We start from the raw sequence: 21,838 nt of genomic DNA on the forward strand, positions 1-21,838 counted from the left end.
CGGCCACTATCAGAGCAGATCGGCGATCGGTGGTCGCGCGGCCACGGTGGCCCGCATCTTCATCACCGCCCCGGCCCGACCGCCGCCCACCACGCCGGTGAGCACGCCGTCGCGGTGAAAGTAGGCCAGGAACTTGTCCCCGTCGGAATCGACGATATGAACCTCATCGTCGGCCGACGGATCGCCCAGGCTCTGGATCTTCAGATCGAACTGATCGGTCCAAAAGTACGGCACCCCAAGCACACTCGGAGCCAGATCGGTACCCGCGATGGCGTCGGCGACCACCTTGGCCTCCTCGACCACATGGTTCCAGTGCTCCACCCGGCGCACCCGACTGCCGTCGGCGCGGGCCCAGTTGGCCACGTCGCCGAGGGCGTAGATGTGCTTGCGAGACGTGAGACCCTGTGTATCGCAGGCGATCCCACCGGCCAGCGAGGCGTCGGCCAGCTCTAGACCCAGCTTCTCGGCCACCGCGGTCGTCGGAGTGGACCCGATGCCCACGACCACCAGGTCGGTGGCCAGGGTGGTGCCGTTGTCGAGCACCACCGCGGTGACCGCCCCGTCGGACACGTCGATGCGTTCGATGCCCACGCCGGTACGCACCCCCACTCCCCGACTGGTGTGCAGCTGCGCCACCCGGGAACCGATCACCGGACCCAACGCGGCATACAGCGGGGTGGGCGCAGGCTCGACGATGGTGACCTGGGTACCCAACGACTGCAGTGAGGCGGCCACCTCGCAACCGATGAACCCGGCGCCCACGACCACCGCCGACACCCCGGGCCCGGCGGCCTCACGCAGGGCGACGGCGTCGTCCTGGGTGCGCAGCACGTGAACCCCGCGCACCTGCTGCGTGCCGGGGAGATACCGGGCGTCGAGGCCGGTGGCCAGCACCAGGGTGTCGAAGTCGAGGGTCGTCCCGGAGGCGAGAGTGACGGTGCCCGCGTCGGCATCAGCGTCGACGACCTCCGCATCGAGCAGCAACGTCACGTCGTTGTCTGCGTACCACCCCTGCGGCTTGAGCTCGACGATGTCGCGGTCACCGCGCAGCACCGCCTTCGACAGCGGCGGCCGGTCGTATGGTGCATGACGTTCGCGGCTGACCAGCGTGATCGGATCGGAAAACCCTGCCAGCCTGAGGTTCTCGGCCACTCGTGCGCCACCCAGCCCGGCTCCGACGATGACCACGGCGTTACCCATGAGCGCTTCTCCTCACAATCGACTGACCTGCGGCCGACTCTACGCAACCGTCCCGCCTGCGCGAGAACACCTCCGCGTCCACCTCAGCCACCACAGGTCGGCGTCCGCCTCAGCGACGACACGGCGGGTCGTAGGCCTGCCCGGGCAGGTAACGCTGCCATTCGGTCTCGGTGATCGCAGCGGTGCCCGACGAGCACACCGAGGCGGCGATCGCCTCGGCGTCCAGCGCCCACGACTGGATGACCCCGGCGGCACCGGCGGCCAACACGGTGCGGTCGTCGGGCCCGAACATCACGTCGTAGATCCGGCCGGGGTAGGCCTGCAGGCGGTACTTCTCCACCGGATGTCCGCGGCGACTCACGTCCCACACCCACACCTGATTGTCGGCTCCGCCGACGGCGACGAGTCGACCGTCGCGCGAGAACGTGGCGCCGTAGATGGTGCTCGACGGTCCGGTCATCTCGCTGGTGACCACCGGCGTGGTGGGTCTGGAGATGTCGATGATCTTCACCTGCCGGGTGGCCGAGGACACCACCAGCGACCGCTGATCGGGACTGAACCGGGCGGCCAAGGCAAGGGTGGCGAACAGCTGCTGCCGGAACAGGATTCGGGGTCGGCGAGGATCGGAGAGGTCGATCAGCAAGACCGCGCCGCGATCGGTCGTCACGACCGCCCGGCGCCCATCGGCCGACATGGCCGCCCACGCGGGGCCGTTGCCCGTCCCGACGTCGACGGTCGAGACGGTCGTCGGGCGACTGGGATCGGTCACGTCGAGTACCGCGACGCTCGACGAGGCCAGGGTCGCCGCCACCGCAAGATTCGATCGGGTGCTGACGTCGACCGTCTCCACCAGGCCGGGTACCGCGGCCACGCCCGGCCCGGCCAGCACCGGCCGCGTCGGATCGGAGTAGTCACCGAAGTAGACCCGACCGTCGACACCACCGACCACGGCCAGCCGCCCGTCGGCCGAATACGACAGGGACGTGAACTTCGTACCCGCGGGGGCGGAAAGCAATGGCCCGCGCGACTGCAAGTCTGCTCCCGGGCCTACCCGCCACTGCGACAGCGATCCGTCGGTGCGGGCGTTGCCTGTGATCAGCGCGGTGCCGTCGCCGGTGAACGCGAACTGGAAGCTCTGATCGACCGCGGACTGCACGCCTGGTCGCGCGGCCGGCCAGACACGCAGGGCCCCGTCCTCAGACACCGAGGCGATCCGCTCGCCGACATAGACCGCCGAGGTGACCACCGCACCGGCCCGCAGTGCCTGAGGGCCGGCGATGCCCGTGCGGTCGACGACGCGAACGGTGTTGTCCGAGCTGGCCCCCAGTAGGTGGCTACCGTCCGGGCTGTAGTCCACCGCGTTGACGTAGCTGCCGAAATCGGAGTAGTCCTCGACGAGTCGGGGTCGCGCTGGGTCACCGATGTCGTAGACCCTCATGTCTCGCGACTTCAGACCCACCGCGATCTCGGGGCGCTGCGGCGCAAAGGCGATGTCGGTCGCGACGATGTTGCTCGATCCTGGCAACGGAACCGTGGCGAGTACGCGCAGTTGGTCACCGGCGACGTCGTAGAGCTCGAACCGTTGCTTTCCACTGGCCCCGGCCAGCCGTCGCCCGTCGGGTGAGAACGCCACCGCCGAACCGTCACCGGCCACGTCGGCAGGCACCCCCAGCCGAACCCACGGGGCCTGCGCCGTGGCGGGGATGCGGTAGACGACGATGCCGACGGTGTCGGCGGCCACCGCCAGCAGTTGCCCGCTCGGATCGACCTCGAGGTCACGCACTGCCGCCGAGATCGGCGGGGGCCCCGGAAGTTGTTTCGGCGCAGCCGGATCGGAGATGTCCCAGCGTTGCACCTCGGCCTGCCCGGCGACGTAGAGGGTGGCGCCATCGGGTGCAAACGACACCGCGTAGAGCTCCTTGTCCGGTTGCGCGCCGCCGAAGACACTCACCGGCCCGCTGCTGCGCGAGTCGGGACGGAACAGTCGGATCTTGTTGTCGGAGTTGACCACTGCCAGCAACGAATTGTCACGGTTGTGTGCCACGCGACTCGACCCCGGAGCGGTGAGGTGTCGAACCGGCAGTGGACCGGCGCTGCTGTCGACGAGCGCGGATCGGGCTTCCTCCGTCGGCGCGATGCGGTTGGCCACCATGGCCAGCTGCACCGACAGCGCCGGGTCGATGGCACGCTGTTGGTCGGCCACCGCCGCCAGGCGGGCGCTGAGCGCGTTCTTGCGCAACTGTTCGGCGGTGTTGCGTTGGGCGAGGGCATCCGAGCGGGCTGAGACGGCGAACCCTGCGGCCACCAACGCCAGCACCGCCGAGATGGTGGCCAGAAGTGCGATCGCACCCAGCACCCGGTTGCGCCGTTTCCCCTCCTGCTCGCTGCGATCCTGTTGCGCGCGAGCTCGATCCAGGAACCGCCGGTCGGCCGGATGGATGCGGCTGGCGTTCACCGGGTCGTCGGCGAAATCGGTGAAGATGTCCAGGCGTCCACCCCGGGGCAACAGGTCGTCGGTCTCGTCGGCCTCGGTCCACATCTCACGCGCCACCCGCAGACGCCGCAGGATCAGCAGGTTGCCGCGATCGTCGTCGATCCAGGCGGCCAGCCGGGGCCACGCGCTCAGCAGCGCCTCGTGGGTCAGTTCGGCGTGGGTGTCGGACACCGTGACCAGTCGCGCCGAGGCGAACAGGTTCACCACCCGCGCCGCTCGCCGTTGCCGCACGTCGAGCCGTTCGACGTCGACGGCGGCGGTGCCCTCGATGCCCAACTCGGCGAGCTCGGCGCGCCGCCGCGACGCGAAGTCCTCGTCGACGTGGGTCATGGCCAACAGTTGCCGCCGCGCCACCACCTTCTCGGCATAGTCCAACCCCGAGTACACCCGTTCGGCTGTCTGCTCCACCGCGCCGCGAATACCACCGGTGGCGAGGTAGTCGGCCACCGTCAGGCGACGCCGATCCGAACGCGACCAGGTGGCGTGCAGGGCATGCGAGAGCAGCGGCAGCGCTCCGGTGCCGGTACCACGCTCGGCCCCGGGACGTAGATCGGCGAGCATCAGGTCGACCAGGCCGTCGCCCAACTCCAACCCCGCCTTGTGTGCCGGAGCGGTGATCACCTCACGTAACTGCTTCTCCCCCAGCGCAGGCACCAGGACGTGGGCGTTCTGCAGGGCGTAGGTCAGTCGCGGGCTCGACGCGATGGACCCGTAGAAGTCCGCGCGGATCGCGGTCACCACCACCAGCCGCGGCACGGTGTCGGCAAAAGCGATGATGGCCTCGGTCAACGCGCCGCGCACCACCCGATCCGATGTCTGGGTCCACAGCTCCTCGAGCTGATCGATGGCGACGATCACCGGACCCGTGCCCTCCGACAGCGACTCGCGCGCCGCCTCGAACGCCGCCAGCGGGTCACGACCTGGGCTGAACAGCAGGTGCCGCCACTGTTCGAACGGTCCAGGCAGGCCGGTCTGCGACAGCAATCCAGCACGCAGCACCGACGACTTGCCCGCACCGGATGCCCCCACCAGGGTGACCACCGGCACCTTCGGTCCGTCGACCAGGGCGGCGGTCGGGTTCTCGGCCTGTTCGAGCACCGTGGCGGCCACCAGATCCACGATGTCCTCACGTCCGAAGAACCAGTCTCGGTCGCCGATCCCGAAAGCCTCGAAACCACGGTAGGGCGGCGGGGTGACCGTCGGCGAGGGCCTGCGGTTGTTGCGGCGACGAACCCCCTCGGCGGCGAACACCCAGGCGTCCTGCTCCTGCGGATCACTCACCCCACACACCGCGAGGACCCTGCGGAACGGTTCGAGGTTGGCCCCTCCCGGCACGTGATTGCCCGAGAACCACCCCGACACCGTCCCGAAGATCGCATCCGCGTTGGTGGCGACCTGCCGGATGGACAACCCGGCCTCGGTGCGTAGCTCGGTCAGCCCCCGCGCCAGGTCCTCATGTGTGCGGACCTCGTCTGGCCTCATCGCAATGCACTCCTCTGAGCTGCGCAAACAGCGCCGAATGTATGGACCTGTGTATGGACCTGCCGAAAACTTGGCAACTAGCTGGCCGCCGATGGTCCTGCCCGAGATTATGGGCACCACCGCACGAGCGTGCGACGAAGGTCGATGGAGGAATGTCTCATGTCAGTTGCCCGCCCACTCGGGTCGACGTCATCTGCTCGGATCCCGGCCGGCGGCGACCCGCGCGCAGGTGCTCGATCGGGCGCGAATCTGCATCTGGTGTCCACCCGGGTGCCTGCCCTCTCCGATCGTGAGGTGGAGGTCCTGCTGGCCTGGCTGGCCGCCGAGTCCAAATCCGAGGCCGCCGACGCGCTGTTCATCAGCGCCTCGACGGTCAACACCCACCTCACCCGGATCCGAGCCAAGTACAGCGCCGCGGCGCGACCGGCCCGATCGAAGGCCAGCCTGTTCGCCCGGGCCATCCAGGACGGCTACACCACCCTCGACGAATGGTGAGGGCGTAGCCGACCCCGAGCGACGCCGCATCAGACAGCCGCGACGCCCCCCGCACCTGCTCGGTACGGGGGGCGTCGTGGGCTTGTGGGGGCTCGCCCGACGGTGCCGGGGGTGCCGGTGGGATCAGGGCGCGCCGGTGGGTTCCTGCTCGCCGGTGACCCGCTTGAGGTACTCCGCACGTTCGGTCTCGTCGTAGGACATGAACATCGTGTCGGTGCCGGTGAGCTTGAGGGTGGAGCGCTTGAACTTGCGCGGCAGCACCGAGTTGCCGTGCACCCACGCCAGCGAGGCGGGCACAGTTGCATGCATCTTCTTGCCCTCGATGCTGCGCAGCACCTGCGCGGCCACCTGCTCGGGGCTGACGGTCTGGATGAACTTGTTGGTCTTGATGCCCGAGATCAGTCCGGTGCGGGTGAACGTCGGGTTGACGGTCTTGATCGTGACTCCCTGGCCCGACAGTTCGGCGTCGGCGGATTCGGAGAACGCGATCACTCCGGCCTTGGCGCCGTTGTAGATGGTCAGCCCCGGCACGAACAATCGACCCGCCACCGAACCGATGTTGATCACCTGGCCACCTCCGCGCGGGATCATCCGCTTGGCGGCGAGCTGGGTTCCGATGACGACGCCGAGCAGGTCGATGTCGAAGTTGCGCTTGATCACGTTGAGGTCATAGTTGAGCAGCGGGCCGGTGGGCATGATGCCGGCGTTGTTGATCAGCACGTCGATCGGGCCGGCCACCTTCTCCACCTGATCGAGGAACGCCTCGAAGGAGGTGGGGTCGGTGACGTCGACGACGAAACCGTCGCGACCGAGGTCGGCGTTGGCTTTACCCACGGCCTCGCCGTCGATGTCGCCGATGACCACGTTGGCGCCGGCGTCGAGCAGGGTGCGGGCGGTCTGGAACCCGATGCCGCGGGCGGCTCCGGTGATGGCGATGGTCAGGCCGCGGACCTTGTCCTGTCGAACCTTGCCCGCTGCGGTCTTGTTGGCCATGAGTCGTTCTCCTCGATAGGTGTGCGGATCCGATCCGCACGGGGGTGGGCCGGCATGGGCCGGGGTCTGTCGAACACCGGTGGCGACCAGCTGGTCACCACACCATCGGTGCGAAATACCGGGTGGCGTAGCCGCGCACGTACTCCGGCTCCCTGGTCTCGGGATCGCCCGAGGGCACTTCGAGCAGCGAGATGATGAGCCGGATCATCAACTCGACCACCTCACGCAGCTCGTCGTCGGCGCGGGTGGCGCCCAGCGAGCGAAGGGTGGCCACCGTGCGGTCGGTCACCGCGTCGATGAACATCGCTGTCACCGACGAGGAGATCACCGAACGCATCTCCTCGTCGTCGACCACCAGCCGGTGCATCAGCGGATCGGAGGCGATCAGCGCCGCACCCACCGCAAACGCCTCGGCCACAGCCTCTTTCGGCGTCAGGCCCACCATCGCGTTTTCGAGCTGCCGCATCCCACGCAGGTACAGACGGGTGGCCACCGCCAGCAGCAACGACTCGCGGTTGGGGAACCGGCGATACAGGGTGCTGCGACTGACCTGCGCGCGCCGCGCGATGTCGTCGATCGACGCGCGGCGGACACCGAACTCGGTGAACTCCGCTGCGGCCGCGTCGACGATCGCGTCTTCCTGATCCCGTGGACTGGCGGTGTTGCGGATCTTGCGCCCGCTCGCCGAGACCATCGGCCCCGCACTCATCCTGAGATCACCTGTGCCGCAACGTGACCTGGAAGCCACGCTTGGGAATGGGCAGCGACGCGTAGTTCATCGGGAGTACGTAGCCCTCGGGTACCGACCACTCGTAGTCGCGCACGAGGTGATGCATGATGGTCTTGATCTCCATCTGACCGAAGTAGAGGCCGATGCACTTGTGCACGCCACCACCGAACGGCGCAAAGCCCATTCGGAACTTCTTGTCCTCTGCCCGGTCCGGGGCAAATCGGTTGGGATCGAAGACCAGCGGGTCGGTGTAGACGGTCTCGTCGTAGTGGTTGGCGTACACCGGGACGGTGATCATCGTGCCCTTGGGCACGAAGTATCCCGACACCTCGGTGTCCTCGATGGCCATCCGCGGATGCGCAGGCACCGGGGTGCACATGCGCAGCGACTCCTTGAAGATGACGTCGAGGTCGGTCAGCGCGCCGAGGTCGTCGTAGCTCAGCGTCGCGTCGAGCTGCATCGACTGGTCGTGGGCCCGTTGCTGCCACTGCGGATGAGTGGCCATCCGGTAGCACATCTGGGTCATCGAGATGGTCGAGGTGTCATGAGCGGCCATCAGCACGAAGATCATGTGATTGACCACGTCTTCATCGGAAAACGTCTGTCCCTCATCGCTTTCCGCGTGACACAGGACCGAGAAGAGATCATCGGTCTTGGTGGCCCGCTTGGCCGGGATGTGGGCGTAGAAGAACTCCTCGAGGATCTTGCGCGAACGCAGGCCCTTCCACCACCGGGTCCCTGGCACCGGTTTGCGGATCACCGCGACGCCGGCCTGCACCGTCTCCAGGAATGCCTTGTTGATGCGATCCGCCTCGGCCTTGGGCAGTTCGAGACCGAGGAACACCTCCAGGGCCACGTCGAGGGTGAGTGCCTTGAACTCCTTGAACAGGTCTACCTTTCCGGTCGGGAAGGCGGCCATCCGCTCGGCGATCATCGGCTGCATGAGGTCCATGTACTTGCGCAGCACCGCCGGGTTGAATGCTTGCTGCAGGATCAGTCGATGGCTGCGGTGCTCCTCGAAGTCGAGCAGCATGACGCCCCGATTGAAGAACGGCCCGATGAGATAGGTCCAGGCCGGCCCGTTGGCGAAGGTCTTCTTCTTGTTCATCAGGATCTCTTCGGCCGCCTCGGGTCCCGACGGGACCACCCATGTCCGCCCGAATGCGTGATACCCCGACACCGGACCCAGCTGCGCGATCCGCTTGCGTTCAAATGCCAGCGGGTCCCGCCGCGAGCTGAGGACCTCGACGATCCCCGGTTTGCTCGAGATCGGGATTTCCTTGAGCTCGCTGCCGACCGGAATCTGGGAGAAAGCGGTTGTGGTCATCTCGGTTCACCCTCCATTGGAACAGATGCCGGTAACCGTATCTTTGAGGCGCGAAAATGTCTACTACGTCACATGGCGGGCCGCCGGGTGGCCGTCGACCAGCAGGGCGTGGACCCGTTCGAGGCGGTGGACCCACCACCGTCGTCGCGCCCGCGACGCCAGCGGCGCCCGACCGTCGGGACGGACCAGACGCGGGACGAGATGCCCGCTGACCACGGCGAACGGCTCGGCCACATCGGTGACGAACATGCTGCCGGTGCCCAGCCCGCACGCCGGCGGCTGAGCGGGTAGCGCTGCGGCGGTGGCGACGCCCGCCGACAACCCGACCGCGGTGTCGAGGGCACTGGAGACGACGACCGGCAGCCCTGTCTCCTGCGCCAGCCACAACACCCGCCGCATCCCACCCAGCGGTGCCACCTTGAGCACCGCGACGTCGGCCGCGCCTGCTCGCACCACGCGCAGCGGATCCTCGGCGCGGCGGATGCTCTCGTCGGCGGCGATCGGCACCGACACCGCCGCCCGCACCTGCGCCAACTCCGCCACGGTGGCACATGGCTGCTCGACGTACTCCAGCTCGCCGAGTGCGGCGATGGCCCGGATCGCCTGCGCCACAGACCATTTGCCGTTCGCATCCACCCGGACCGTGGGTACCAGCTCGCGCACCGCGGCCACCCGCGCCACCTCGTCGTCGAGGGTGTCGCCGGGTTCAGCCACCTTCACCTTGGCTGTGTGCGCGCCGGGAAACCGCGCCAGGATGGCCGCCACATCGGCGGCCGGGACGGCCGGGACGGTGGCGTTGACCGCCACACTCTCGCGCACGGCCGCGGGCGGTCCGAGGTAGGCGGCCTCGATTCCCGCTGCCAGCCACCAAGCTGCCTCGGCGTCGTCGTATTCGACGAACGGCCCGAACTCGCCCCACCCGGCGGGACCGGCGAAGATCATCGACTCACGCACCGTGATGCCTCGGAACCGTTCGCGCATGGGCAGTGCGACCACGATGGCCGAATCGAGGATCTCCGCGAGTGCGGGCAGTCGCATCGAACCTCCGTGTGGGTTGCCGGCCACCGCGATTGCGGGCTCCGGATGCTCGTGAGACGGTGATCCGCACCGTCTCACACGATTCGGAGGAATCACCGATGTCCGAGAGTATCGAGACCACTCCACCGACTGGGCGACCCGACTTCGACACGCGGATCCGTGAGGCGCAACCGGTCATCGACATGTCCCCGCAAAGGAGCGGAGCACCACTGGGACCAGAATCGTTGACCTGGAAGTTCTTCGGCGACGTACGCGGAATACTGGGATTTCAGCGGGCCGCAGGCACCGAGAACTGCATCGAACAGCTGGGCCAGGGCGTGCTGGACCACTCGGTGATCTTCGACGACTTCATCGGGCGGGCCAAACGCACCGGACCGCCGATCATGAAAACCGTCTATGGGGCCGACGACACCGACTGGGGTCACACCGTGCGCGATTTCCACCGCGACATCAAGGGCACCATCAGCGACGGATCGCGGTATCACGCGCTCAATCCCGAGCTGTACTACTGGGCGCATGCGACTTTCGTCGAAACGCTGATCTTCGTGACCGACACTTTCATCCGGCGGCTGTCGTACGCGGAGAAGTGCCAGATCTTCGACGAGAGCAAGACCTGGTACGCCCGCTACGGCATCAGCGCCCGGGACCAGCCGGCGACCTACGACGAGTTCTGCGACTACTTCGACTCCATGTGTCAGCGCTTCGTCCCGCACAAGACCGTGGTGTATGCCACCGGATACATCCGCAAGGGTGTACCTCGGCCTCGACGGATTCCCGCGCCGGTCTGGGCCGTGCTCTCGGCACCGCTCAACGAGTTCATCCGCACCGTGATCGTGGGCACCGTTCCGCAGGAGATGCGCGATGTCTGCGATCTGCCATGGAATGCCAAGCGCCAGAAACGTTTCGATCGTTTCGCCGCCGCGATGCGACTAGCCAACCCGCTGTTCCACCGGCTACCCCTGGCGGTGTTGTACACCCCGTGGGCGCATGAGGCCTGGGTGGCCGCCGGGGTGGATCCACGCCGATTGCACAATCGCACCACCTGAGTATTCAGGGTCGAGATGGCTTGCAATCACCACGAATTGAACCGTTGAGGTCGACGAGCAGCGGTGGTGTCGTTGAACGCACCGTCGCATGCTGACATCGAAAGGCCCCTGACATGTTCACGCAGACCCCCACCGTCACCAAACTCGGCGCCCATATCGGTGCCCGCGTCGACGGGATCCGGCTCGGTGGCGACCTCGACACCGGATCGGTCGAGTTCATCCGTCGTGCCCTGCTCACCCACGGGGTGATCTTCTTCCGCGATCAGCAGCACCTCGACGACGAGGCCCAGTACGAGTTCGCGGCCCGGCTGGGTACGCCCACCACCCCGCACCCCACGGTCACCTCGCAGGGCACCCGCACCCTGGCCATCGACTCCGAGCACAGCAAAGCCAACAGCTGGCACTCCGATGTCACGTTCGTCGACCGGATTCCCAAGGCGTCCATTCTGCGCTCGGTGGCGCTGCCTGAATACGGTGGCAACACCACGTGGGCATCACAGGTGGCCGCCTACGAGTCGCTGCCGGTGGGCCTGCGTCTGCTGGTGGACAACCTGTGGGCCACCCACACCAACCTCTACGACTACGCCGCCACCGCCGAGGACCACACCAACCCGAAGAACGCGGCCTACCGGCGGGAATTCGAGTCGTCCTACTACGAGGTGCAGCACCCGGTGGTGCGCATCCATCCCGAAACCGGTAAGCGCACACTGCTTCTCGGCCATTTCGTCAAGAACTTCGTCGGCTACTCCACCAAGGAGTCACAGACGCTGTTCAACCTGCTGCAGGATCGCATCACCCGGTTGGAGCACACCGTGCGCTGGCAATGGTCACTGGGCGACGTCGCGATCTGGGACAACCGTGCCACCCAGCACTACGCGATCGCCGACTGGGACGATCAGTACCGACGCCTGGAACGGGTGACTCTGGCCGGCGACGTCCCGGTGAGCCTGCAGGGCGAGTCGAGTCGAGTGATCGCAGGCGACGCCACGCACTACTCCCCCATCGAGACCCCGCACCTCGTCGCCGTCTGACGCGGGGATCGGCCACACCTCAGCGGACCGAACTGAGCCCCAGCTCGTCGGCGCGCGGGTCGATCGCAATCGTGGGCGCACCGGGATCTGGGTCGCCGAACACCCTGACCGGGCGGACCGATCCCACCGGCGCCCAACCGGGTTCTCCGTCGGTGGCGAAACGCACCCACGTCGAGTGCATCTCGTCGGCCAACACCTGCGGTGGGTTCTCGCCGGTGAACTTCGCCGAACCGCCCAGGGTGTCGAATACGAACGGCAGCTCCAGCGCGTGGCAGGACCCCAGATCAGACACCGTTGTGCGCCAGGCAAACTCGTACTGCCAGGCGCGCGCAGTCCGGCTGCGGGCCACCATGTCGACCAACTGCGCGGTGGGTGACCGGAAGGCGTGATCGGTGAGCAACGCGCACAGCACGTCACCCTCGGTGGCGGCGGGTCGATTGCGCCGGTACGTCGCAACAACCGCCGGGTCCACCCCGAAGCGCGCCAGCAGCATCGGCATCATCTCCGCGGTCACCATCCCGGCCAGCCCGGTAGGCACCAGGAAGAAGCGGAACTCCTCACGCGTGGTACCGGCCAGGATGTCCACCGAGGTGGACGTGATCCCGTCGATCGGCACAGTGGGCAGCACATCTGCGTCGATGGTCGGGAACTGACTCATCACTCCCAGACCGCGCGCGATGACCGTGGCACCCCAGCGCGACGGCTCCGGTCCCCCGACCACGGCCAACGCCAACCGGTCCTGCGCCTGCAGCAGGTCGTCATCGGAGACGGCTCCCAGCGCCTCCGCGGTCGGTTCCACGCCCAACACCCGCGCATACTCCGCCGTCACCAGCCGCGCATCGGCCTGCTCGGCAGCGGCAACAGCGTTGCCGCTCTGCAAGATTGCCCGAGCGAACAGTCCCTGCGCGGCAGGTGACGCGAGCAGTGCGGCGATGCTCATCGCGCCGGCCGATTCACCGAACACCGTCACCCGATCGGGGTCACCGCCGAATGCGGCGATGTTGGTCTGCACCCACCGCAGCGCCGCGATCTGGTCGAGCAGACCGCGGTTGTCCGGCGCGCCGTCGACCGAGAGGAACCCGGTGACCCCCAACCGATAGTTGATGCCCACCAACACCACACCGTCACGCGCGAACGCGGTGCCGTCATAGGTGGGCAGCCGATGAGTGCCCCGCACAAAGGCCCCGCCGTGGATCCACACCATCACCGGCAGGCGGTTGGCCCCCGGATCGGGCGTCCACACCGACAGGTTCAACGCGTCCGCGCCGGGCACGATCACGCTGTCCAGCAACGCCGAAGTCGGCCGTGCATAGGGTGATTGGATCGGGGTGGGCCCGTGCTGCACCGCGGGACGCTCGCCGTCCCACGGCGACACCGTGCTCGGCGCGGCGAACCGGCTCGGCCCGCGCAGGCCACCGGCAAACGGGATGCCGAGAAACGCGTGGACCGCGCCGCTGCGCGTGGACACCGTCGTACCCCGCACCAGCCCGCGGTCGGTGCGCACCAGCGCTGACTGATCGTTCATGGCTCCCCGTTCCTGGATTTCCGGTGGTGGACGTCCGGTAGTGGAATCCACTGTGCCACCGACGATCAGGTCGCGGGCGGCGCGACCCGATGCTCGCTGAAACGATCGTCGACGCGGGCCACGCGGTAGTAGACCAGCGCCGTGATCCACACGGCCACGAACACTGCGACCACAACCATGCCGATCCGCTCGAGGTCGATCGCCGCCACCACGTCCCACAGGCCGCCGCTCAGGCCGAGCTCGTCGCTCAGCAGGGACAGCAGCTGCAGGGTGCCGATGACGAAGGCGACGAAGACCGACAGCCCGGTCATGGTGATGTTGTAAAAGATCTTGCGCGCCGGGGTGACGAAGGCCCATCCGTAGGCCTTGGCCATGAACACCCCGTCAACGGTGTCCATCAGCGTCATGCCTGCTGCGAACAGGATCGGCAATGCGATGATCGCTGCGGGCGGTAACCCACCGGCGATGGCCGAGGTCCCGGCGATCGCGAGCAGACCCACCTGGGTGGCGGTATCGAACCCCAACCCGAACAGCAACCCCAACGGGTACATCTGCCAGGAATGGTTGATCACTGCCGCGTAGCGGCCCCGCAACAGCCGGTTCATCAGGCCCCGCTTGGCCAACACCTCGTCCAGGGAGTCGTCGGTGAACTCCCCGCGCGCAGCACGCCGCCACACCCGGATGATCCCGAGCAGCACCGCCACGTTCAGCGCGGCGATCACGTACAGAAACATCCCCGACACCAGCGTCCCGATGATCCCGCCCGGACCGGCGAACACGTCGGCAAACGCGGTGGCTTTCGCGGCGACCAGCGCGATGGCGGCGACGAACACCAGCACCACCGTCGAATGTCCAAGGGAGAAGAACAATCCCACCGACAACGGGCGCTTGCCCTTCTGCAGCAGAAATCGCGTGGTGTCGTCGATGGCGGCGATGTGATCGGCGTCGAACGCGTGTCGCATCCCCAGCGCATACGCCAACGCCCCGGCTCCGGCGTAGACCAGGCTGCCGTCGGGGCCGGTGAGGGAATGGATGCGTGGGATGGAGTTGTAGTGGGTGAACAGTCCCCACCCGAGCACATGCAGCACCACCAACACCGCGGCGATGCCGAGAAGGCGCGGCATCTCGGCACGGCGCACCAGCGCCGTCGGCGAATCGGTTCGATCGGTGAAGGTCACGGCTGTCGACGATATTCGACGCGACCGAGCCATGCGCGTCGGCGACTCCCCGCACGCGAGAACGCCCGACCCCTCGACAGGGATCGGGCGTTCTCGGTGGTGCGTTCCCGCTGGGCGCGGGAGGTGTCACGTGTCGAGCAGCGTCACGTGTTGATCCGTGACTCAGGTCCGCGCTAGCGGACCTGAAGTCACTTGTTGATCTTGGTGACGCGGCCGGCACCGACGGTGCGGCCACCCTCACGGATCGCGAAGCGCAGGCCCTCGTCCATGGCGACCGGCTGGATCAGCTTGACGCTCATCTCGGTGTTGTCGCCCGGCATGACCATCTCGGTGCCCTCGGGCAGGGTCACGACGCCGGTCACGTCCGTGGTGCGGAAGTAGAACTGCGGACGGTAGTTGTTGAAGAACGGGGTGTGACGACCACCCTCGTCCTTGCTCAGGATGTACGCCTGGCCCTCGAACTCGGTGTGCGGGGTGGTGGTGCCGGGCTTCACGATGACCTGGCCACGCTCCACGTCCTCACGCTTGAGGCCACGCAGCAGCAGACCAGCGTTGTCGCCGGCCTCGGCCGAGTCGAGCAGCTTGTGGAACATCTCGATACCGGTGACGGTGGTCTTGGTGGACTTCTCGCGGATGCCGACGATCTCGACGTCCTCGTTCACGTTGACCGAGCCACGCTCCACGCGACCGGTGACCACGGTGCCACGGCCGGTGATGGTGAAGACGTCCTCGACGGGCATCAGGAAGGGCTTCTCGGTCTCGCGGACCGGATCCGGCACCGACTCGTCCACCGCAGCCATCAGCTCGACGATCGACTCGGCCCACTTTTCGTCACCCTCGAGGGCCTTGAGGGCCGACACCTTGACCACCGGGGCGTCCTCGTCGAACTCCTGGGCGGCCAGCAACTCGCGGACCTCCATCTCGACGAGCTCGATGATCTCCTCGTCGTCGACCATGTCGGCCTTGTTCAGCGCGACCAGGATGTAGGGCACGCCGACCTGGCGGGCCAGCAGCACGTGCTCACGAGTCTGGGGCATCGGGCCGTCGGTGGCCGCCACGACCAGGATCGCGCCGTCCATCTGGGCGGCACCGGTGATCATGTTCTTGATGTAGTCGGCGTGACCGGGGGCGTCGACGTGCGCGTAGTGACGCTTCTCGGTCTGGTACTCGACGTGGGAGATGTTGATCGTGATACCACGAGCCTTCTCCTCCGGCGCCTTGTCGATCTGGTCGAACGCGAACGCGGCGTTGAGGTCCGGGTACTTGTCGTGCAGAACCTTGGTGATGGCCGCGGTCAGGGTGGTCTTGCCGTGATCGACGTGACCGATGGTGCCGATGTTGACGTGCGGCTTGGTCCGCTCGAACTTCGCCTTACCCACTTGATGTCCTCCTGGACTGTTGTTGCGCCTGAGGCCTTCTCAGCCGCAAAGTTTGATACTTGCAGTGCCGTTCACGGCAGGCGCCGTGAACGGCGTGATCACTCGCCCGTCGCCTTCGCGATGCAGTTGGCTCGACTCCGGACTCGCTCCGCTCCTCGGACGCTGGCGCGTCCTACGATGCTCACTCGCCCGTCGCCTTCGCGATGATCTCCTTCGAGACGTTCGCCGGAACCTCGGCATACGAATCGAACACCATGGAGTAGTTCGCCCGGCCCTGGGTCTTCGACCGAAGGTCTCCGATGTAGCCGAACATCTCCGACAGCGGGACCTGCGCCTTGACGACACGAGCACCGCTGCGCTCTTCCATGGCCTGGATCTGACCACGGCGTGAGTTCAGGTCACCGATCACATCACCCATGTAGTCCTCGGGGGTGATGACCTCGACGGCCATGATCGGCTCGAGGATGACCGGTCCGGCCATCCGCGCCGACTCCTTGAGGGCCTGCGCACCGGCGATCTTGAACGCCATCTCCGAGGAGTCGACGTCGTGATACTGGCCATCGAGCAGGGTGAACTTCAGGTTCACCAGCGGGTAGCCGGCCAGCACGCCGTACTGCATGGCGTCCTGGGCACCGGCATCCACCGACGGGATGTACTCACGCGGCACGCGACCACCGGTCACGGCATTGGTGAACTCGTAGGTGGCGCCGTCCTCGGCGTCGACCAACGGCTCGAGCTTGACGACGACCTTGGCGAACTGGCCCGATCCACCCGTCTGCTTCTTGTGGGTGTACTCGTGCTTCTCCACCGTCTTGCGGATGGTCTCGCGGTAGGCCACCTGCGGCTTGCCGACGTTGGCCTCGACCTTGAACTCGCGCTTCATCCGGTCGACCAGGATGTCCAGGTGCAGCTCGCCCATACCGCCGATGACGGTCTGGCCGGTGTCCTCGTCCAGCTTCACCGAGAAGGTGGGATCCTCTTCGGCCAGCTTCTGGATCGCGGTGCCCAGCTTTTCCTGGTCGGACTTGGTCTTGGGCTCGATGGAGACCTGGATGACCGGGTCCGGGAAGGTCATCGACTCCAGGATCACCTGATCCTGCGGATCGCACAGGGTGTCGCCGGTGGTGGTGTCCTTGAGCCCGATCACGGCGTAGATGTGACCAGCCGACGCGGTGGGAACCGCGTTCTCCTTGTTGGAGTGCATCTGGAACAGCTTGCCCAGACGCTCCTTCTTGCCCTTCGTCGAGTTGATGACCTGGGCGCCGGAGTCGACCTTGCCCGAGTACACACGCACGTAGGTCAGCTTGCCGAAGAACGGATGCGAGGCGATCTTGAACGCCAACGCCGCGAACGGCTCGTCGGCCGACGGCTTGCGGATGATCTGCTTGTCCTCGTCACCGACGGCGTGGCCGACGGTCTCGGCGACGTCGAGCGGCGAGGGCAGGTAGTCGATCACGGCGTCGAGCATGGGCTGCACGCCCTTGTTCTTGAACGCCGAACCGCACAGGATCGGGTACAGCTCAGAGCCGACCGTCAGCTTGCGGATGGCGCCCTTGATCTCTTCGATCGAGAGCTCCTCGCCACCGAAGAACTTCTCCAGCAGCGCTTCGTCGGACTCGGCGACGGTCTCCATCAGCTCCTGGCGGTACTGCTCGGCCTTCTCGACGAGGTCGGCGGGAATCTCCTTGACCTCGTACTTCTCGCCCAGCTTGGTCTCACCGGTCCAGACCTTGGCCTTCATCTCGACCAGGTCGACGATGCCCTCGAAGCTGTCCTCGGCACCGATCGGCAGCTGGATGACCAGCGGCTTGGCCCCGAGGCGGTCCTTGATGGTCTGCACGGTGAAGTAGAAGTCCGCGCCCAGCTTGTCCATCTTGTTGACGAAGCAGATACGCGGCACGTCGTACTTGTCGGCCTGACGCCACACCTGCTCGGACTGCGGCTCGACGCCTTCCTTGCCGTCGAACACCGCGACCGCGCCGTCGAGGACGCGCAGCGAGCGCTCGACCTCGACGGTGAAGTCGACGTGGCCGGGAGTGTCGATGATGTTGATCTGGTTGTCGTTCCAGAAGCACGTCGTGGCAGCAGAGGTGATGGTGATACCCCGCTCCTGCTCCTGCTCCATCCAGTCCATCGTGGCTGCGCCGTCGTGGACCTCACCGATCTTGTACGAGATACCGGTGTAGAACAGGATTCGCTCGGTGGTGGTGGTCTTGCCGGCGTCGATGTGGGCCATGATGCCGATGTTGCGGACCTTGTTGAGGTCGGTCAGCACGTCCTGTGCCACTTTGTGTGCCTCGCTCTTTCGCGTTGGAACGTCAGGATTGGGGTCGGTCTGCGGGCCGCCGGTCGGGCCGCCCGCAGACCGGGGAGATCACCAGCGGTAGTGCGCGAACGCCCGGTTGGCCTCAGCCATCTTGTGGGTGTCCTCGCGGCGCTTCACGGCAGCACCAAGGCCGTTGCTCGCGTCGAGCAGTTCGTTGGCCAGACGCTCGACCATGGTCTTCTCACGACGCTGACGGCTGAACGTCACCAACCAGCGCAGCGCTAGGGTGTTGGCCCGGTTGGGCTTGACCTCGATCGGCACCTGGTAGGTGGCGCCACCGACGCGGCGGCTCTTCACCTCGAGGGCGGGCTTGACGTTGTCCAGCGCGCGCTTGAGGGTGACGACCGGATCGGTGCCGGTCTTCTCACGCGCCTGCTCGAGTGCCTGGTAGACAATCCGCTCGGCGGTCGACTTCTTGCCGTCGAGGAGGATCTTGTTCACCAGCTGGGTGACCAGCGGCGAACCGTAGACGGGATCGGCGATCAGCGGGCGCTTGGGGGCGGGTCCTTTACGTGGCATCAGCCCTTCTCCTTCTTCGCGCCGTAACGGCTGCGGGCCTGCTTGCGGCCCTTGACGCCCTGGGTGTCCAGGGAGCCACGGATGACCTTGTAGCGCACACCTGGGAGGTCCTTCACACGACCACCGCGCACGAGCACCATCGAGTGCTCCTGCAGGTTGTGACCCTCACCGGGGATGTAGGCGGTCACCTCGACCGAGCTGGTCAGTCGCACACGGGCGACCTTGCGCAGCGCGGAGTTCGGCTTCTTGGGGGTGGTGGTGTACACGCGGGTGCACACGCCACGGCGCTGGGGGCTGCCCTTCAGAGCCGCCGTCTTCTGCTTGGCGGTCTTGTCGTGGCGGCCCTTGCGGACCAGCTGATTGATTGTTGGCACTGAGTGTTTTTCCTTCAGATCGGCGTTCGTCGTTCGGCTCTGTGGTTGGTGCTCCGGGCAGGCCCACCGACCACGTCCGGTCGGCGAATCTCCACAGATCGCCCCACCAGGACGAATGCCCTGGTCAGTAGTGCTATGTTCACCCCACTGTCGGGCGTGTCGCGATTGCCCGCACGAGGATGGGTTCGTCACCCGCACGCTGCCCACACCAGCAGGAACAAGACCGGCGATCGATGGCATACGGATCAGCCCAGCTGTTGCCAGGCACCAGCGGCCAACTGTACCGACCGCCCCAGATGAGGTCAAAAAACGTTGCCGCGTCCGGCTCACCCGGTCGACACTGGTCGACCATGAGCCTCTCTGACACCCAGATCGCCGATTTCGAGCGGGACGGATTCGTCGCGATCCGGGGCGCGGTGGACCGCGCGACCATCGACGACTGCCGTCGGCAGCTGTGGGAACTGCTGGCCGAGGATCCCGCCGACCCGACGACCTGGACCGAACCGGTCCGACGGCTCAGCAGCCCGATGACCAGGCCTTTCACCCGGGCCGCGCACGCGACTGCGCTGAGCGAGGCCTACGACCAGTTGGTGGGCTCGGGTCGATGGCAGCGACGCATCGAACTCGGCAACGTGGCAGTGCGTTTTCCCACCGGCACCGATTCGAGCGACACCGGATGGCACATCGATGCCAGCTACCTGCCCGACGGTGCCCGCCGGTACTTCATCAACGTGTCCTCACGCGATCGTGGCCTGCTGATGCTGTTCTTGCTCTCCGATGTCGACGACGACGACGCGCCCACCCGCATCCGAGCCGGCTCACACCTCGACGTCCCACGCCACCTCGCCCCGTATGGACCCGCCGGTGTCGACATGTTCGAGCTCGCCGACGTCCTCGACCGCATCGGCCGCACCGAGACAGCCGATCGTCGCGAGGTCCTGGCCACCGGATCGGCCGGCGACGTCTTCCTGTGCCACCCGTTCCTCGTCCATGCCGCGCAGCTGCATCGCGGGACGCCTGGGCGCGTCGCGTCCCCTCGATTTCTGGCGCAGCCGGGTCTGATGCTGAGCGAGCAGTTCGATCTCGATCACCCGAGCAGCCCTGTCGAACGGACCATCGCCGCAGGGCTCACATAGCCGGCGCAGAAATCATCGGAAGGTTCGACAGCGCAGCGGCGTTGGTAGGACTGTCGCGTCGCACCCGCAGGCGCCGACGCAAGCCGCTGGCCTCCGACCTCGCCGCAGGCACTGTGGTGTTGTGGGAGCACATCATCCCGATCGTCGTCCTGGCTCCGTTCCTGCCGTCCGCGTTGCGCGCCTTCGCGCGACTCACGCGCCGCGACCAGGCCGCTGTCGTGCTCATCGGCATCGGTTCGTCGGCGGTGGCGACAGCTCTGTTCACCCGAGCATTCGCGATCGCAGGCGCCGACGGCGACTACATCACGCCGCTGGTGCTGCAGAAGCTGCAGCCCGTCCTGGCCATCGCCCTGGCCGTTCTCGTCCTCGGCGAACGGTTGCGTCCCCATTTCGGCCTGTACGTGCTACCTGTCCTCGTCGGTGCGTGGTTGTTGGCCTTCGCCGACCCGATGCAGGTGCGGGTGTCCGAACTGGAGCCTGCCCTGCTGCGCGCTGGTGTTGGGCACCCACCTGAGTGGGTCGCAGTGGGCCGGCCTGGCCGTCATCGCCGCCACGGTCACCGCCATGGGTCTGCGTGAGGCCCGCAGCGCCACCGAGACCTGAGGCGATGGCGTTCACCGAATCGTCATCTCACGCACGGTTCCACGGGGGTAGACGTCTCTAGTCTGTCGGGATGTTCACCGCTGCCGCACCCGGCCTGCTGCCCGATGAATCGACCTCAGAGCTGGGCGGCGTGGCCCTACCGCCGGGGAGCATCGTGCGTTCCGACCCCGGCTTCGACCAGACCGGCGAGAGCCGGCCGGTGGCATGGATCAGCCGCGACATCCTCAGCGAGGATGCGCTGTCGAAGTTGGTGCGGTCGCTGGTCGAGGTGTTCCCCACCACCGGACTGTGGCCGCTGGCAGCCGCCGGCCTCGGCGGCGACTCGCTGGAACGCCCGTGGACCGACGGCGAACTGGCCGGCCCACCGGTCGAGGCCGTCGCCCCTACGCCTGATGACGTGCTGTCCGGACGTGGGGTCACCACGTTTGCCGACGCAGTCACCGGCCCCGACTACACCGCCAGCGATGTCTACACGCCGCACGGGGGCCTGTTGCTGGTCCCGGCCCGACGACCCTCCGATGTCCCCGGCGCCCTGGGATGGATGGGACCGGTCAACCACGACCTGTCCGGCGCCGACATCTCGGCAGTGCTGGCCTCCTGGGAGGACCGATTCGGTGCGGTGCTGGTGCAGATCGGCTTCGCCGAGTTGGCTCTGCTGGTGCGCCGGCCCCCAGCAGCGGAAAATCAGGTGGAGCGGCTGGTCGACGAGCACTATGCCTTCTGCCCAGACAACATCGATCAGGGCCTTGATCGGGAGACCTACACCGACATGCTGACCGTCCGAGACGTCTGGTCCTTCTGGTGGGATTGACCGATGACCCCAGATGACCAACCGCTGACCACCGACCTCGAGGACGCGATCGCCCATGGCCTCGCTGCGCGTGATCGCGCGAACGTAAACGACGCCGCCATCCGCGGCAACGCCGCCTACCTCGCCGGGCTCGACTGACTCGCTTGCGTCT

General features: G+C 66.9%; 19 protein-coding genes. 7 read left to right on the plus strand and 12 right to left on the minus strand.

What is annotated here, in order from left to right; all coding sequences use genetic code 11:
- Positions 1-9: 9 nt before the first annotated feature.
- A complete protein-coding gene (locus KIK15_RS03250) occupies positions 10-1,200 on the minus strand; it encodes an NAD(P)/FAD-dependent oxidoreductase (RefSeq protein ID WP_214242676.1) in 1,191 nt (396 codons plus the stop codon).
- Between the two features lie 109 nt (positions 1,201-1,309).
- Positions 1,310-5,176: a PD40 domain-containing protein gene (locus tag KIK15_RS03255; RefSeq protein ID WP_214242677.1), complete on the minus strand. Its 3,867-nt coding sequence runs from the start codon at positions 5,174-5,176 to the stop codon at positions 1,310-1,312.
- Between the two features lie 159 nt (positions 5,177-5,335).
- Between KIK15_RS03255 and KIK15_RS03260 the strand changes: the two genes are divergently transcribed.
- The gene (locus tag KIK15_RS03260; protein WP_214242678.1) at positions 5,336-5,671 is read left to right on the plus strand and encodes a response regulator transcription factor; all 336 of its coding nucleotides are present in this window, start codon (positions 5,336-5,338) and stop codon (positions 5,669-5,671) included.
- Between the two features lie 123 nt (positions 5,672-5,794).
- Here KIK15_RS03260 and KIK15_RS03265 read toward each other — a convergent pair whose 3' ends face one another.
- The 4 genes from KIK15_RS03265 to KIK15_RS03280 all read right to left on the minus strand — a co-directional run bounded on the left by KIK15_RS03265 (position 5,795) and on the right by KIK15_RS03280 (position 9,759).
- Positions 5,795-6,664, minus strand: coding sequence for an SDR family oxidoreductase (locus tag KIK15_RS03265; protein WP_214242679.1), 870 nt, complete (start codon positions 6,662-6,664; stop codon positions 5,795-5,797).
- Between the two features lie 94 nt (positions 6,665-6,758).
- Positions 6,759-7,373 carry a TetR/AcrR family transcriptional regulator gene (locus tag KIK15_RS03270; RefSeq protein WP_250323915.1) on the minus strand — a complete coding sequence of 205 codons (615 nt, stop codon included), beginning with the start codon at positions 7,371-7,373 and terminating at the stop codon, positions 6,759-6,761.
- Positions 7,374-7,380: 7 nt separating this feature from the next.
- Positions 7,381-8,721: a cytochrome P450 gene (locus KIK15_RS03275; protein WP_214242680.1), complete on the minus strand. Its 1,341-nt coding sequence runs from the start codon at positions 8,719-8,721 to the stop codon at positions 7,381-7,383.
- Positions 8,722-8,784: 63 nt separating this feature from the next.
- On the minus strand, positions 8,785-9,759 hold the full coding sequence (locus KIK15_RS03280) for an o-succinylbenzoate synthase (protein WP_214242681.1): 975 nt from the start codon (positions 9,757-9,759) through the stop codon (positions 8,785-8,787).
- Between the two features lie 98 nt (positions 9,760-9,857).
- Here KIK15_RS03280 and KIK15_RS03285 point away from each other — a divergent pair, with 98 nt between their 5' ends.
- Both KIK15_RS03285 and KIK15_RS03290 read left to right on the plus strand, forming a co-directional pair.
- A complete protein-coding gene (locus KIK15_RS03285) occupies positions 9,858-10,805 on the plus strand; it encodes an oxygenase MpaB family protein (protein WP_214242682.1) in 948 nt (315 codons plus the stop codon).
- A gap of 113 nt (positions 10,806-10,918) precedes the next feature.
- Positions 10,919-11,836: a TauD/TfdA family dioxygenase gene (locus KIK15_RS03290; protein ID WP_214242683.1), complete on the plus strand. Its 918-nt coding sequence runs from the start codon at positions 10,919-10,921 to the stop codon at positions 11,834-11,836.
- 19 nt (positions 11,837-11,855) lie between these two features.
- Here KIK15_RS03290 and KIK15_RS03295 read toward each other — a convergent pair whose 3' ends face one another.
- From KIK15_RS03295 to rpsL, 6 genes are all read right to left on the minus strand, one after another.
- Positions 11,856-13,361 carry a carboxylesterase/lipase family protein gene (locus tag KIK15_RS03295; protein WP_214242684.1) on the minus strand — a complete coding sequence of 502 codons (1,506 nt, stop codon included), beginning with the start codon at positions 13,359-13,361 and terminating at the stop codon, positions 11,856-11,858.
- A 65-nt stretch (positions 13,362-13,426) separates the two neighbouring features.
- Positions 13,427-14,485, minus strand: coding sequence for a HoxN/HupN/NixA family nickel/cobalt transporter (locus tag KIK15_RS03300; protein ID WP_250324125.1), 1,059 nt, complete (start codon positions 14,483-14,485; stop codon positions 13,427-13,429).
- Positions 14,486-14,727: 242 nt separating this feature from the next.
- The gene (gene tuf / locus KIK15_RS03305; protein WP_214242686.1) at positions 14,728-15,918 is read right to left on the minus strand and encodes an elongation factor Tu; all 1,191 of its coding nucleotides are present in this window, start codon (positions 15,916-15,918) and stop codon (positions 14,728-14,730) included.
- Between the two features lie 181 nt (positions 15,919-16,099).
- Positions 16,100-18,205, minus strand: a complete 2,106-nt coding sequence (gene fusA, locus KIK15_RS03310) for an elongation factor G (protein ID WP_214242687.1) — start codon at positions 18,203-18,205, stop codon at positions 16,100-16,102.
- Positions 18,206-18,292: 87 nt separating this feature from the next.
- Positions 18,293-18,763: a 30S ribosomal protein S7 gene (rpsG, locus tag KIK15_RS03315; RefSeq protein ID WP_214242688.1), complete on the minus strand. Its 471-nt coding sequence runs from the start codon at positions 18,761-18,763 to the stop codon at positions 18,293-18,295.
- Positions 18,763-19,137 (minus strand): 30S ribosomal protein S12, encoded by a 375-nt coding sequence (gene rpsL, locus KIK15_RS03320; protein ID WP_214242689.1) that lies wholly within the window; start codon positions 19,135-19,137, stop codon positions 18,763-18,765. The genes rpsG and rpsL overlap by 1 nt, the downstream gene beginning before the upstream one ends.
- Before the next feature lie 350 nt (positions 19,138-19,487).
- Between rpsL and KIK15_RS03325 the strand changes: the two genes are divergently transcribed.
- The 4 genes from KIK15_RS03325 to KIK15_RS18530 all read left to right on the plus strand — a co-directional run bounded on the left by KIK15_RS03325 (position 19,488) and on the right by KIK15_RS18530 (position 21,825).
- A complete protein-coding gene (locus KIK15_RS03325; protein ID WP_214242690.1) occupies positions 19,488-20,273 on the plus strand; it encodes a phytanoyl-CoA dioxygenase family protein in 786 nt (261 codons plus the stop codon).
- Positions 20,274-20,314: 41 nt separating this feature from the next.
- The gene (locus KIK15_RS03330) at positions 20,315-20,851 is read left to right on the plus strand and encodes an EamA family transporter (RefSeq protein ID WP_214242691.1); all 537 of its coding nucleotides are present in this window, start codon (positions 20,315-20,317) and stop codon (positions 20,849-20,851) included.
- A gap of 95 nt (positions 20,852-20,946) precedes the next feature.
- Positions 20,947-21,687: a DUF4253 domain-containing protein gene (locus KIK15_RS03335; protein WP_214242692.1), complete on the plus strand. Its 741-nt coding sequence runs from the start codon at positions 20,947-20,949 to the stop codon at positions 21,685-21,687.
- A gap of 3 nt (positions 21,688-21,690) precedes the next feature.
- Positions 21,691-21,825 (plus strand): hypothetical protein, encoded by a 135-nt coding sequence (locus KIK15_RS18530; protein ID WP_284149926.1) that lies wholly within the window; start codon positions 21,691-21,693, stop codon positions 21,823-21,825.
- Positions 21,826-21,838: the final 13 nt, after the last annotated feature.

Source organism: Williamsia sp. CHRR-6, from assembly GCF_018474015.1.
Taxonomy (GTDB): Bacteria; Actinomycetota; Actinomycetes; order Mycobacteriales; family Mycobacteriaceae; genus Williamsia_A.